This window comes from Bacillus sp. L381 (assembly GCF_030284525.1).
GTDB lineage: Bacteria > Bacillota > Bacilli > Bacillales > Bacillaceae > Bacillus > Bacillus amyloliquefaciens.
This window is the reverse complement of the sequence record NZ_CP127224.1, coordinates 3,663,697-3,675,873: the sequence shown is the minus strand read 5'-3', so window position 1 is coordinate 3,675,873 and position 12,177 is coordinate 3,663,697. Positions and strand designations below refer to the sequence as shown.

The following is a 12,177-nucleotide window of genomic DNA, read 5'->3' as shown; positions in this document are numbered from 1 at the left end:
AACGGAGCGGTATCGCTTTTTTCGTTTACCAGACAAACAATCCGACAATCGCCGCACTCAATAAGGAAACGGCAATTCCGCTGACAAGCAGCTTCCAGACGTTTTTCCCGATGATGGCTGACTTTTCACCATCAAGCAGAGATTGATACGATCCGTAGATCATACCGATGGTGCTGAAGTTTGCGAATGATGTCAGGAACGTCGTCGCAACGGCAATCGTGTGCGGCGGCAGTGAATGCAGCTGCCCTTTCAGATCGGCCATGGCCACAAACTCGTTCGTTGCGAGCTTGATGCCCATCAGCTGTGCGACATACATCGCGTCATGTCCGGTTAATCCGAGAAGAAAGGCGAACGGACTGAAGATGTAAGAGAAAATCTTTTGAATGGTCAAACCGTCCATGAACAGTCCGAGCACGCCGTTTAACGCGGCCGTTAACGCCACATACCCGATGACCATCGCTAAAATAACAATGACCATGTTCATGCCGACTAGCATACTGTTCGAAATCGTGGAGAAGAAGTCTTTTTTCTCCGCTTTTGAAGGGACGTAAATAATATCTTCCTCTTTAGAAACGTCCACAGGATTCAGCATATTTGCGATTAGAAGAGCGTTTAAGCAATTCAGCGGGATCGCTGTAAATACATAAGTGGACGGAACCATCGACAAGTACGATCCGATGATCGAACCGCTGATGCTGCTCATACTCATCAGCCCGAATGTCAGAAGCCGATTGTTGTTGACGGCGGCAAGCTGCTGGCGGATGACGGCTAAAGCTTCCGTATTTCCTAAAAACATCATCTGAATGGAGAAAAAGCTCTCCAGCTTCGGCAGACGGGATATTTTAGAAATCAGCCAGCCGATTTTATCAATAAGCCACGGCAGAATACCGAAATACGACAGCATATCAAAGAAGGTCACAACGAAGATAATCGGCAGCAGCGCGCTGAAGAAAAAATCAACCGTCGGATTCGCCATGACAGACGGAAAGGCAAATGCAATCCCTTGACTGGCGCAGGAAATCAGCCATGTAAAGAACGCGCCGATCTTCCCGATGACAAAGCCGCCGACTTTTGTCCCTAACATAAACCAAGTAATCAGAAACTCAAAGACGAGGAGCATGACAATCGGACGCCATTTAATCTTCTTCTTGTTGGGAGAACATAAGAAAACAACAGCCATGACAACAATGAGACCGACAATGTTCAATAAAAAGTACATGTGAGCAACTCCTATAAGGGTATTATGGAAATAAAAAAAGCTCTTATTCGTCACAAATTCCTGAAAGTCAGAAAGTGTGATAAATAAGAGCCAAAAGAAAAGAATAGACAGCGTCATATGCTTTTCACTCGTTCAAATTTATGCAAACTTCCTTGTAGTCTAGTCTTTTACGGCACTAGGTAGAAACAATCAGACCATATTACTGATCATATACAAGAATAACGATATTACATGAGATAGCAGTATTTTATCGTTTCAATTTTTGAAAATCAACCTTTTTGGATATTTTCAAAATAATAAATTTATATTATAAATAAAGAAAATAAAGGATATGTAAAAGTAATTGGATTTTAATGGTATAAATTACGCGCAGAAACAGTTCGGGTCATTGTAAAGACGGGACGCGGCTGATAAAATGAATCTGAGGGCACAGCCTTCAAAAGACGGCGGAAAAGAGGCATCTTCATGATTATTCAGTACATTCGTTACAGATAATGAGAGGTATAGATAAATAGGTTAAACCTTCCAATTTGATGAGGTTTATTTGTCTATGCCTTTTTCATTTCATCAGAATAACGAATGAATGAGGTGTTTTTTTTGACGTCTATGAAAAGAAAACGCGCGGAATTACTGAACACATGCCAGTCCGTATTCAGGTGTCCGCTATGCCGCATGGCCATGGCGGTCTCGCAATATCAAAGCCTGACATGCGGGCATGGGCATACATTTGATATATCAAAACAAGGCTATGTGAATTTCCTCAATAAACCGGTTAAAACCCGCTATGACAGGCAGCTGTTCGAAGCGAGACGCGAGCTTTTTGACAGCCGGGAGTTTTTTTCGCCGGTTCAAAAAGAGATCGCCGCCATCATCACCCGTACTCAATCTCCGCGAAAACAGGCGGCGGTATTGGACGCGGGATGCGGGGAGGGCTCCCATTTAGACGCCGTATACAGATTGCTGCAGCCCGCTTTTTCCGTGACGGGAATCGGCATTGATATCTCGAAAGAAGGTGTGCTGCAAGCTGCAAAAGCCTTCGGGGATCATAAGGTTTTTGCCGTCGCTGATGTGGCGGATACGCCGTTTGCCGACAGCAGTTTTGATGTGATTCTGTCTGTTTTATCACCTTGGAATTACAAGGAATGCAGCAGGCTTTTAAGAAAGGGCGGCACAGTCATTAAAGCGGTGCCGCGGCGGGATTACTTGAAAGAAGTAAGGGAATTCTTCTTCGGAGACAGTCCTGAACGGAATGATACCGCTGAGTCCGCGGCCGGCCGTTTCCAAACCGGCTTTCAAGCCTTTGAGCGCAAGCGGCTGTGTTACACGAAGACCTTATCGCAGACTGATCTTGAGCTGCTTGTGAACATGACGCCCTTAACATGGAAATGTTCTGATGAAAGCATTCAGCGCTTTATCAGCCGGAAAGCGGCTGATATTACGATAGATATCGATATTTTAATAGGAACCGGTCCGCTGTAAAACGGAAAAGACACGCTGTAAGCGTGTCTTCTTTTTATTTCCAGACTTCACCGGCAATGTCGACGACATGGCGCAGTTTCGCCCATTGCTGTTCTTCTGTGATCAGATTTCCTTCCTCAGTCGAAGCGAATCCGCATTGCGGGCTGAGGCAAAGCTGATCCAGGCTGACATATTGAGCAGCTTCTTCAATCCGGCGTTTAACCGCGTCCTTGTCTTCGAGTTCGCCGTGTTTCGACGTAATCAAACCGAGCACAAGCTGAAGATCAGAGCGTTTGACATAACGAAGCGGTTCAAAGCCGCCGGAGCGGGAATCATCATATTCCAAGAACAATCCGTCAAGGTCAAGTCCGTCAAAAATCGTTTCCGCCGCCGCATCATACCCGCCTTCAGCCGTCCATGTGGACTGGAAGTTGCCGCGGCAGATATGCATCGTAACCTTCAGATCGGCAGGACGATCTTTGATGGCGTCATTAATGGAAGCGGCGAACAGCCTGCGCAGCTCATCCGGCGTCGTGCCAAAAGCTTCAATCTGGCGAAGCCCCGCTTCCGATAAGAAAACGGCCCATGCGGTATCATCGAGCTGAAGATAGCGGCACCCGGCGTCATAGAAAGCCTGAATCGCTTTCTTATACGCTTGTGATACATCATGCTGAAATTGTTTGTAATCGTTCTGATACGCCGCTTTTTCCAATTTTCCGCGGAAAAACAGCATATTCGGGCTTGGGATGGTCATTTTTGGCACGGCATCGCCGGCAATGCTGTGCAGGAATTTATAATCTTCGAGCATCGGATGCTGAGAAAAATCAATATCTCCCGTTACTTTAATGCCGCGCGCTTTCGTCTGTACATTGCGGAACTGAATACCGCTCTCAGGCGTAAACGCTTCGACGCCGTCTAAGTTTTCGAGAAAATCAAAATGCCACCAGGCACGGCGGAATTCGCCGTCTGTCACGACATTGAGGCCGGTTTCTTTCTGCTTTTCCACACTGCGGATGATTTCTTTGTTTTCGATTTCGCGCAGCTGTTCTGCCGAAATCTCATCAGCCGTTCTTTGCAGACGGGCTTGCTTCACAGCCGCCGGCCGCAGGAGGCTTCCGACCTGATCCGCGCGAAACGGCGGTTTTTTTCTTAGAAGAGTGTGCAATGGTTGCTCTGTGTTTTGCTGTGACATGAACGATTCCTTCTTTCCTGATGAAATATAAAAAAGCTCTTCCCTCGGATAGGGAAGAGCTTGCGTCCGCAAATCTCAACCTTATCTTCAGGATTTAGCACCATTCTGCTGAACAGCGGTTGCCGGGTATCATAGGGCCAGTCCCTCCACCTCTCTTGATAAGGAAATATGCTATTTTCAGAATAAACTGTAATACTATTAATCTTAGTATGTTTTATCAAATTGTCAATATATTTCGAAAAATATTTTTTATTTGTCACCCTCAAATAAAATCATATCAATCACAATTGCGATCGCGAGACAAAGAACGATATCCTCTTCATTTTCAATCTGCAGATGATAGGAATCGCCCCAGCTCATCCATGTTTTACTGACGGTCATCCGGCTTGATTTTCCGTCTGTCACTTGAAAATTCCGCCCCCACACGTCGCCGGTAATATCCCAGCCGAGTCCGGAAATTTCAAATTTCGGTTTGAAAAACGTTACTTTCTTGATGACTTGGCATACAGGTTTGCCGCTGACGGAAATCTCGTAACGGGGAACGAGCGACATCAGTTTCTGACTGACGCTGGCGAGTGTGCGTCCGTCCAAATCAGTCAGCTTCAGTTCATCGCCGAACGAAAACAACTTTCCCTCCACATTGAAGACTTCTTTTCCGCTTTCAAGAAACACTTGAAACCGATTCTTAAATGTAAACACCCGCTCTTTGATATAAAAATGATTCATAAAAAAACTCCTTTTTTATGTTGTACGTAAAAAGGAGGCGGATGGTTTCATATAGACAGGTGCATAAAAAAAGGCTGCCGATTTTGCGGCAGCTGTCGTTTTTTATGATAGCGGCATCCGGCGTTTTTGACGGATCGCATTTAAATCAATGATGTTATTCGTGTCGGCAGCTGTCACCAGCGGGCTTGTCTTTGGCGTTTTCCGGCGGTTGTCCTTACTGAAAGAGAAAACCAGGTATCCTGTCAAAGCAGCAAAAATAAGTAGCATCATTTTACATACCTCCCAAAAAAAGTTTTGGTATTATTATTGTACGAAAAAACAAACGAAAAGTATTCAAACAATTGTAACTTTTTTAAAAAATAACGACATTTTCCGTAAAAACGACTATAAGTTGCAAGAGATTTTCTCATGTTGTGGTTCTATAGATTGTATCGGCTGCTGAGTGATTATCGTTTATATAACTTTTTTACTATTTTTTAACAGAGTCGAATTAACTAATACGGTGTTTTCGTTTGCCTTGTGTTATTCAGTACCCCAAAAAATCCTGTGATATGCAAAATAACTGCTTCTAACAGATGGTTATAGATTGACAGCGCTTTCTTTATTTTTTGTAAGAAAACGAGAAGTTATCTTAAAAAAATCGTTTGAACATTTTCCGCAGCTTTTTAAAAGGATTTGATTTCGTTTCCAAAACGCGCGGGTCTTTTAAGGTTTTTTTCAATTCTTTCGCTACAGTTCCTCTTGCCATAGTGTTCACTCCTTTTTTCCATTTCATACCTTATATACGGAAAGAAAGAAGGAAAGGTTTCATGTGAAAGAAAAAAACCAAAGCAGGAGGCTTTGGTTTTACGCGCGTTCTTCAAACAGCCTGGCGATTTCAACAATGACGTTTACCGCCTTTTCCATATGATCGACAGAAATGTATTCATATTTTCCGTGGAAGTTTTGGCCGCCCGTGAAGATGTTCGGCGTCGGCAGTCCCATGTAAGAGAGCTGTGATCCGTCGGTTCCGCCCCGGATCGGTTCGATAATCGGTTCGATGTCGAGGTTTTTCATGGCTTGATATGCGACGTCGACTATCTCTTTGACCGGTTCGATTTTTTCTCTCATATTGTAGTATTGATCATGCAATTCAAGCTTGATGCTTTCCTTGCCGTATTTGGCCGCAAGCGCGTCGGCGGTTTTCTGCATATATTCTTTGCGTTCTGTAAAGCGGTCTCTGTCAAAATCTCTGATGATGTACGACAGGGCGGCTTCAGAAACGTCGCCGTTCATGGAAAGCAAGTGATAGAAGCCTTCATATCCTTCCGTATATTCAGGCGCTTCTTCTTTCGGCAGCGCGTGATGAAATTCCATCGCGATTTTTGAAGCGTTGACCATTTTGTTTTTTGCCGTTCCGGGGTGGACGCTTTTTCCGTAACAAGTAAGCTTAGCGGCGGCTGCGTTGAAGCTTTCATATTGCAGTTCGCCGAGGGGGCCGCCGTCTATCGTGTAAGCGAATGCAGCGTTGAAGCGGCCGACATCGAATTTATGAGGGCCTCTGCCGATTTCTTCATCAGGCGTGAAGGCGACCCGGATCGTGCCGTGTTTGATGTCAGGGTGTTTAATCAAGTACGCCATTGCCGTCATGATTTCGGCGATGCCCGCTTTGTTGTCGGCTCCGAGCAGCGTCGTGCCGTCCGTTGTGATCAGCGTCTGGCCTTTATAGCGGGAAAGCTCCGGGAATTGCTCAGGCGAAAGGACGACATTGAGTTTGTCATTCAGAACGATATCATGTCCGTCATAGCTCTCAATAATCTGAGGATTCACATTTTTTCCGGTAAAATCAGTCGCTGTATCCACGTGAGCCAGAAAACCGACAGTCGGCACGTCTTTATCCGTATTTGCCGGAAGAGTCGCCATGACGTACCCATTGTCATCGACTGTGATTTCTGTCATGCCGATCGACTTTAATTCATCCGCCAGCATGTTGGCCAATGTCAGCTGCCCGGGGGTTGAAGGGCAGTTTTCATTGTTTTCGTCAGACTGTGTATCGACTTTTACATAAGAGGTAAAGCGTTCAATGATTTCATTTTTCATACCGTCATCTCCTTTGTCTTATCTTACCATGTGCGGGGGAGGGATTTCTATTTCGCCACCCGTTTTGAATCGAAGGCTCTGTTTTTTACGCGAATGAAAACAAATTATGAAGAAACGATGACTAAACGATTAAACTTTTTGGAAATGGATGATTGAGGAAGAAAAAAACTATATAATATGGACAGTTCATTCAATAGGGGAGGCTTTCTTCATGGCGATTTTAGTGACAGGCGGAGCGGGTTATATCGGAAGCCATACATGTGTCGAGCTGTTAAACAGCGGCTATGAGATCGTGGTTCTGGATAATCTGTCAAATAGCTCACCGGAAGCATTGGAGCGGGTGAAAGACATTACCGGAAAAGAGCTTGTGTTTTATGAAGCGGATCTTCTGGACCGTGAAGCCGTTCAACGGGTATTTGCTGAAAATGAGATTGAAGCCGTCATTCATTTTGCGGGATTAAAAGCGGTCGGTGAGTCTGTGGCTGTTCCGCTCCGTTATTATCATAATAATCTGACGGGAACGTTTATTTTATGTGAAGTCATGCAGGCATACGGTATAAAAAAAATCGTCTTCAGTTCATCAGCGACGGTTTACGGCGTTCCGGAAACAACGCCGATCACAGAGGATTTCCCGTTAAGCGCGACCAATCCTTACGGGCAGACAAAGCTGATGCTGGAACAGATTTTGCGCGACCTGCATAAGGCAGACCCTGAATGGAGCATTGCGCTGCTCCGCTACTTTAATCCGTTCGGCGCGCATCCGAGCGGCCGGATCGGAGAAGACCCGAACGGCATCCCGAATAATTTAATGCCGTACGTCGCCCAAGTCGCTGTCGGCAAGCTTGAGCAATTGCAAGTGTTCGGCAATGATTATCCGACGAAGGATGGCACAGGCGTGCGGGATTACATCCATGTCGTTGACCTTGCCGAGGGGCACGTCAGAGCGCTTGAAAAGGTACTGGACACAACAGGCGCTGATGCCTATAATCTCGGCACGGGGAGAGGCTACAGCGTTCTTGAGATGGTCAAAGCGTTTGAAAAAGTATCGGGAAAAGAAGTGCCGTATCGTTTTGCCGCCCGGCGCCCGGGAGACATCGCCGCATGCTTCGCCGACCCGGCAAAAGCGAAGGCTGAACTGGGCTGGGAAGCAAAGCGCGGTCTTGAAGAAATGTGCGCCGACTCTTGGAAGTGGCAATCCTCTAATGTGAACGGATATCAAAAGGTGTAAAAAGAAAGAGACCTTCAAATGGTGGAGGTCTCTTTTGTTAGGATCATTATTTAACTTTTACTTCAACATTATTGTTCAATTTTAATTTCCAAGTGCCTTTAGCATATGCGTCTTTATCAACCTCAAAAGCTTTCACGTCAGTCACTTTAATGTTCGGGTTCAAGTCACTTAAAATTTTACTGGTGTCCACTTTTGTTTCTGTTGCATAGCTTGAAGAAGCATCAATATCTGAATCATAGGATGTTCCTTTAGAATCTGCTAATTTCACGCTCGGAATGGAGAAAGAGCTTAACGGCTTGTTTGACACATTTTTAACTGTGTATTGTACAGCGACGATAACGCCTCCGTCAGATGCTTTTTTCTGGATATATTGTGTCCCTACTGAGTCTCTTTTTTCCACTTTTGTAAGAGTCACTTCAGTTTTTTCAGTTTTAACAGTGTCACCGATGTTATACAGTTTTTCTTTAGATTCCGCAGAACTTGAAGATGCGACCTTAGATGATGAAGAATCGCCTCCGCCGCCGATGTTTACGAGAATGATAATAACCACTACTGCCAGAAGCAATGTAATGATTTTATGCCTCATAAAAAAGTTTCGCTGATCTTTACCGCAGTTCGGGCATTTTTTAACGCCTTTAGCGATTTCTTTGCCGCATGCCTTGCAAGACACTAAATTGCCTGCCATAATATTTCCTCATATGTAAACTATTCCTTAAAAACTATATACTATAATGCCTGTAAAATATCCTTCAGTCAATACATTTTTGAGAAAAACAGTATTTTAATGATTTTTTAGTTATATATTTTAAGGGCCTTTATTAGTATCGGCAGGTCGTTCGAATTTTTCATAGGTTTATGGAAAAAAGAGAGGTTGAACATGATCGCGATTTCCCGTATAATCTTGAAAGAAATACAAAAACTGAACATAAAAAACAGTGGTTTTCTAGGGTTCCGCAATGCTGAATTGGTCTGGACCGAGAGAAAACACACAGCAGGTTTTTGCTGTGACACGGTGGGATAAAAGCCCGGGAGTTTCTGCTCTTTTGATGAAGAGTGCTCTCCCCGGGCTTTTTTGATTTTATAAAAAGGGAGTGTCTGGGATGAAAAAGAGATTGCTGGATGTGCTGATGCTGATCATTGGGGCTTTTATCTTTGCATTGGCTGTTAATTTATTCGCCATTCCGAATGATCTTGGAGAGGGCGGGGTAACGGGGATTACCTTGATCTTGTACTATGTGTTTGAATGGTCGCCAGGGGTGACGAATATCATTTTGAACGGAATTTTATTGATCATCGGATATAAATTTTTAGACGGAAAAACAACGCTTTATACAATCATTACCGTTGTCGCCAACTCGCTGTTTCTGCATCTGACGCATGATTGGCACTCACCGTCACATGAACTCATTATTAATACTATTTTTGCGGGTGTGTTTGCCGGTGTCGGAATCGGGATCATTATTCGAGTCGGAGGCACGACTGCGGGATCTGCCATTTTGGCGAGGATTGCGAATAAATATCTCGATTGGAATATCAGCTACGCGCTTTTGTTCTTTGATCTGATTGTCGTCTTCAGTTCTTATTTCATCATCGGCGCGGAAAAAATGATGTTTACCATTGTCATGCTTTACATCGGAACTAAGGTGATGGACTTTATCATTGAAGGTCTGAATACGAAAAAAGCGGTGACGATTATATCTGAGCATAAGCACGAAATCGCTGAACAGGTCAACACGCTTATGGACAGAGGGGTGACGCTGCTGTCGGGTAAAGGAAATTACACGGGGCAGTCAAAAGAAATTTTATATATCGTCATCCAGAAGCAAGAGCTCTCCATGCTCAAGAAAATTATTAAAAGCTGTGATACAAAGGCGTTTGTCATTGTTCATGATGTGCGTGACGTCTTTGGTGAAGGCTTTGTCGATATCTCAAAATAAAAAAGATCCCTCTGCCGGTGCAGAGGGTTTTTTTTATACAGCAGAAGCGGTTATGATTCGTTTCCCGGGAAATAGCCGGAAAGCTGTTTCGTAAAACTCAGTGGATACAAATTGCCGGACGTTTTATACTGAAAATATGAAAGAGCGATAGAGAGGAGCGCATATGAACCCTATATTGGCAATTTACCCGAGGGCTGTGTTGTCTGATACGTGCTGTTCGGCGGAGGATGTCTTTTGTTTTTATGATGAGAAGAGGCGGGTCTATGTCGCCATTCCGAAGGAGGATATCACCCAGAAGGAGAAACTGCTTCTGGATTCGTTTTTGACACCCGCTGAAGAGAAGGGCGTTTTTTTCCCGGAGACGGCGGCGGCAAAGAGGTGGTGGCGTTTTCTGCTGGAAGAGGGCCTGGTGCCTGAGGTCAAGGAGCCTCGTGTTCGCTTTATCCATTATGACTTATTGGGAGAAAGGGATTGGTGGGCATTTACGGAAGCGCTTCGCCATTTCTGGCCGGTTCCGTATACAGTTGTCCGGACGGGAAGGGATCAGGGCGTGATTGTAGAGGAAGAAAAGCTTGAAGCGCCTGATCAGGATGATATCGCATCTTTTGTAAAGGTTCTTGAAGCCGATTTTTATTTCAGTGTCCGTTTTTTCATCGGAAGGTATTACGGCGCCGGGGAACGTCTGCGCCATCATTATCGGAGAGAACAGCAATATTTTCAGAATGGCAGGCGCCATCTTCCACAGCTGAGCACGATGACTGCGGAAACGGTATTTCCGGCAATGCTCACGGAAGAAAGCAGGGAAAAGCTTTCCGCATTGCTTCAGGAAGAGGCGGCGTTGCTGTTTCAGAAAGAACCGGAGCTGAAGCATACGATTCAGACTTTTATTGAACATAACTCGAACATGTCGCTCACATCGAAAAAACTGCATTTGCACCGCAACAGTCTTCAATATCGTGTTGATAAATTTGCGGAACGCTCGGGTATTGATATTAAGACATATCGGGGCGCCCTGCTGGCTTATTTTATTTGCCTGCAGTATGAAAAGTCACATTAAATGGGAAATATGCACGAAGGCAGCGGACTTTTTTTATGTACATTGCCCATACACGCCGCCGCCGGACGCTGTTACAATCCTATTTGAGAAAGCGTTTGCAATCAAAGGGGGATATGACATGGCGGAACTTCGGCTGGAGCATATTTATAAGTATTACGATCAAAAAGAAGCGGCTGTCGATGATTTTAACCTTCATATTAAAGATAAAGAGTTTATCGTGTTTGTCGGTCCGTCGGGGTGCGGAAAGTCGACAACCCTGCGGATGGTTGCCGGGCTGGAGGACATCACGAAAGGCGATTTTTACATCGGTGATACGAGAGTGAATGACATCGCTCCTAAAGACAGGGATATCGCCATGGTGTTTCAAAACTATGCGTTATATCCGCATATGACAGTCTATGATAATATTGCTTTTGGTTTGAAGCTGAGAAAAATGCCGAAACCGGAGATTAAAAAACGGGTCGAAGAAGCAGCGAAAATGCTGGGACTCACAGAGTATCTGCACCGCAAACCGAAGGCGCTCTCCGGCGGACAGCGGCAGCGGGTTGCTTTAGGACGGGCGATTGTCAGGGACGCCAAAGTATTTCTGATGGATGAGCCGCTGTCAAATCTGGACGCAAAGCTTCGGGTGCAGATGCGGGCTGAAATTATTAAGCTCCATCAAAGGCTGCAAACAACCACAATCTATGTGACTCACGACCAAACCGAAGCGCTGACGATGGCGACACGCATTGTGGTCATGAAGGACGGAAAGATTCAGCAGATCGGCACGCCGAAAGAAGTCTATGAACATCCGGAAAACGTATTTGTCGGAGGGTTTATTGGCTCCCCCGCTATGAACTTTTTTAAAGGAAGACTGACAGACGGCGCCATTCAGATCGGTTCAGCCGCTCTCAGCGTGCCGGAAGGAAAAATGAAAATGCTCCGGGAAAAAGGCTATGCCGGCAAAGATGTCATCTTCGGAATCCGTCCGGAAGACATACATGACGAGCTGATTGTGGTAGAATCCTATAAGAATTCATCCATCACAGCTAAAATCAATGTCGCGGAATTACTCGGGTCAGAAATTATGGTTTATTCCCGGATCGGGGATCAGGATTTCATCGCTCGGATTGACGCCCGCCATGACATTCATGCCGGTGAGGAATTGACTGTCGCTTTCGACATGAATAAAGCCCACTTCTTTGACAGTGAAACAGAAATCAGAATCCGCTCATAACACAAAGCCGGACAGCTGGATGTCCGGCTTTTTTGATGTAACAATTTTATCAGCATAACCGA

General features: G+C 45.1%; 11 protein-coding genes and 3 riboswitches. Of the genes, 5 read left to right on the top strand and 6 right to left on the bottom strand.

What is annotated here, in order from left to right; translation table 11 throughout:
* Positions 1 to 25: 25 nt before the first annotated feature.
* A complete protein-coding gene (locus QRX25_RS18850) occupies positions 26 to 1,219 on the bottom strand; it encodes a NupC/NupG family nucleoside CNT transporter (RefSeq protein ID WP_212099835.1) in 1,194 nt (397 codons plus the stop codon).
* Between the two features lie 135 nt (positions 1,220 to 1,354).
* A riboswitch (purine riboswitch) is annotated at positions 1,355 to 1,455 on the bottom strand.
* 361 nt (positions 1,456 to 1,816) lie between these two features.
* Between QRX25_RS18850 and QRX25_RS18845 the strand changes: the two genes are divergently transcribed.
* Positions 1,817 to 2,698, top strand: coding sequence for a methyltransferase domain-containing protein (locus QRX25_RS18845; RefSeq protein WP_212099832.1), 882 nt, complete (start codon positions 1,817 to 1,819; stop codon positions 2,696 to 2,698).
* Between the two features lie 34 nt (positions 2,699 to 2,732).
* Here QRX25_RS18845 and QRX25_RS18840 read toward each other — a convergent pair whose 3' ends face one another.
* The 4 genes from QRX25_RS18840 to pepT form a co-directional block, all read right to left on the bottom strand.
* Entirely contained in the window at positions 2,733 to 3,869 is a 1,137-nt protein-coding gene (locus QRX25_RS18840) for a 5-methyltetrahydropteroyltriglutamate--homocysteine S-methyltransferase (protein WP_212099829.1), read from the bottom strand.
* A gap of 78 nt (positions 3,870 to 3,947) precedes the next feature.
* Positions 3,948 to 4,034: riboswitch (SAM riboswitch) on the bottom strand.
* Positions 4,035 to 4,118: 84 nt separating this feature from the next.
* Positions 4,119 to 4,595 carry an LURP-one-related/scramblase family protein gene (locus QRX25_RS18835; RefSeq protein WP_071347354.1) on the bottom strand — a complete coding sequence of 159 codons (477 nt, stop codon included), beginning with the start codon at positions 4,593 to 4,595 and terminating at the stop codon, positions 4,119 to 4,121.
* Between the two features lie 102 nt (positions 4,596 to 4,697).
* On the bottom strand, positions 4,698 to 4,865 hold the full coding sequence (locus tag QRX25_RS18830; RefSeq protein WP_003150808.1) for a hypothetical protein: 168 nt from the start codon (positions 4,863 to 4,865) through the stop codon (positions 4,698 to 4,700).
* Positions 4,866 to 5,441: 576 nt separating this feature from the next.
* Positions 5,442 to 6,674 (bottom strand): peptidase T, encoded by a 1,233-nt coding sequence (pepT, locus tag QRX25_RS18825; RefSeq protein ID WP_088613690.1) that lies wholly within the window; start codon positions 6,672 to 6,674, stop codon positions 5,442 to 5,444.
* Between the two features lie 211 nt (positions 6,675 to 6,885).
* On the opposite strand from pepT, the gene galE reads away from it, so the two are divergent.
* A complete protein-coding gene (galE, locus tag QRX25_RS18820) occupies positions 6,886 to 7,902 on the top strand; it encodes a UDP-glucose 4-epimerase GalE (protein ID WP_115996499.1) in 1,017 nt (338 codons plus the stop codon).
* A gap of 46 nt (positions 7,903 to 7,948) precedes the next feature.
* On the opposite strand, the gene QRX25_RS18815 is transcribed toward galE, so the two are convergent.
* Complete coding sequence (locus QRX25_RS18815) at positions 7,949 to 8,488, bottom strand: DUF4352 domain-containing protein (protein ID WP_212101811.1); 540 nt, start codon at positions 8,486 to 8,488, stop codon at positions 7,949 to 7,951.
* Positions 8,489 to 8,834: 346 nt separating this feature from the next.
* Positions 8,835 to 8,936, top strand: a riboswitch (guanidine-I (ykkC/yxkD leader).
* A 66-nt stretch (positions 8,937 to 9,002) separates the two neighbouring features.
* Here QRX25_RS18815 and QRX25_RS18810 point away from each other — a divergent pair.
* The 3 genes from QRX25_RS18810 (at position 9,003) to QRX25_RS18800 (ending at position 12,115) form a co-directional block, all read left to right on the top strand.
* Positions 9,003 to 9,839 carry a YitT family protein gene (locus tag QRX25_RS18810; RefSeq protein WP_003150818.1) on the top strand — a complete coding sequence of 279 codons (837 nt, stop codon included), beginning with the start codon at positions 9,003 to 9,005 and terminating at the stop codon, positions 9,837 to 9,839.
* A gap of 163 nt (positions 9,840 to 10,002) precedes the next feature.
* On the top strand, positions 10,003 to 10,896 hold the full coding sequence (locus QRX25_RS18805; RefSeq protein WP_115996501.1) for a PucR family transcriptional regulator: 894 nt from the start codon (positions 10,003 to 10,005) through the stop codon (positions 10,894 to 10,896).
* 118 nt (positions 10,897 to 11,014) lie between these two features.
* Positions 11,015 to 12,115, top strand: coding sequence for an ABC transporter ATP-binding protein (locus tag QRX25_RS18800; protein ID WP_065982678.1), 1,101 nt, complete (start codon positions 11,015 to 11,017; stop codon positions 12,113 to 12,115).
* Positions 12,116 to 12,177: the final 62 nt, after the last annotated feature.

What these genes read in the sequence shown, in the direction of transcription:
- QRX25_RS18850 (WP_212099835.1), bottom strand. Translation starts at nt 1,219, where the DNA reads ATGTACTTTTTATTGAACATTGTCGGTCTCATTGTTGTCATGGCTGTT.
- QRX25_RS18840 (WP_212099829.1), bottom strand. Translation starts at nt 3,869, where the DNA reads ATGTCACAGCAAAACACAGAGCAACCATTGCACACTCTTCTAAGAAAA.
- QRX25_RS18835 (WP_071347354.1), bottom strand. Translation starts at nt 4,595, where the DNA reads ATGAATCATTTTTATATCAAAGAGCGGGTGTTTACATTTAAGAATCGG.
- QRX25_RS18830 (WP_003150808.1), bottom strand. Translation starts at nt 4,865, where the DNA reads ATGATGCTACTTATTTTTGCTGCTTTGACAGGATACCTGGTTTTCTCT.
- pepT (WP_088613690.1), bottom strand. Translation starts at nt 6,674, where the DNA reads ATGAAAAATGAAATCATTGAACGCTTTACCTCTTATGTAAAAGTCGAT.
- galE (WP_115996499.1), top strand. Translation starts at nt 6,886, where the DNA reads ATGGCGATTTTAGTGACAGGCGGAGCGGGTTATATCGGAAGCCATACA.
- QRX25_RS18815 (WP_212101811.1), bottom strand. Translation starts at nt 8,488, where the DNA reads ATGAGGCATAAAATCATTACATTGCTTCTGGCAGTAGTGGTTATTATC.
- QRX25_RS18810 (WP_003150818.1), top strand. Translation starts at nt 9,003, where the DNA reads ATGAAAAAGAGATTGCTGGATGTGCTGATGCTGATCATTGGGGCTTTT.
- QRX25_RS18805 (WP_115996501.1), top strand. Translation starts at nt 10,003, where the DNA reads ATGAACCCTATATTGGCAATTTACCCGAGGGCTGTGTTGTCTGATACG.
- QRX25_RS18800 (WP_065982678.1), top strand. Translation starts at nt 11,015, where the DNA reads ATGGCGGAACTTCGGCTGGAGCATATTTATAAGTATTACGATCAAAAA.